1 protein-coding gene is annotated in these 775 nt (G+C 50.6%); it reads left to right on the top strand.

Translation table 11 applies throughout. From position 1 onward, the window contains the following. Window positions 1-775, top strand: a 775-nt coding sequence (locus LQ693_RS13435; RefSeq protein ID WP_239743719.1) for a hypothetical protein, incomplete at both ends; no start/stop codon positions are given.

Genomic DNA, 775 nt, shown 5'->3' with positions numbered 1-775 from the left:
CAGATAGTGACTCGGATGCAGACAGTGATTCGGATGCAGACTCAGATTCAGACGCAGATAGTGACTCAGATGCAGACAGTGATTCGGACGCCGACAGTGACTCAGATTCCGACTCAGACTCAGATGCGGACAGCGATTCAGACGCAGATAGCGACTCCGATGCAGACAGTGATTCGGATGCCGATAGTGACTCAGACGCAGATTCCGACTCAGATTCAGATAGTGATTCAGACTCAGATGCGGACAGTGACTCGGATGCGGATAGTGATTCGGATGCGGACAGTGATTCCGATGCAGACAGCGACTCCGACTCAGACAGTGACTCCGACGCAGATTCCGACTCAGATTCAGATAGTGATTCAGACGCAGATAGTGACTCAGACGCAGATTCCGACTCAGATTCAGATAGTGATTCAGACGCAGATAGTGACTCAGATGCCGACAGTGATTCCGATGCAGACAGCGACTCAGATGCAGACAGTGATTCCGACGCAGATTCTGACTCAGACAGCGACTCGGATTCAGATAGCGACTCAGACTCAGATAGCGACTCAGACTCAGACAGTGATTCAGATTCAGACAGTGATTCAGATTCAGACTCGGATGCAGACAGTGACTCGGATTCAGATAGCGACTCAGATTCCGATAGTGACTCCGATGCGGACTCAGATTCCGACTCAGATTCAGATAGTGACTCGGATGCAGACAGTGATTCGGATGCAGACTCAGATTCAGACGCAGATAGTGACTCAGATGCAGACAGTGATTCGGACGC

Source organism: Mammaliicoccus sp. B-M6, from assembly GCF_022386965.1.
GTDB lineage: Bacteria > Bacillota > Bacilli > Staphylococcales > Staphylococcaceae > Mammaliicoccus > Mammaliicoccus sciuri_A.
This window is presented reverse-complemented; position numbering and strand designations above follow the sequence as displayed.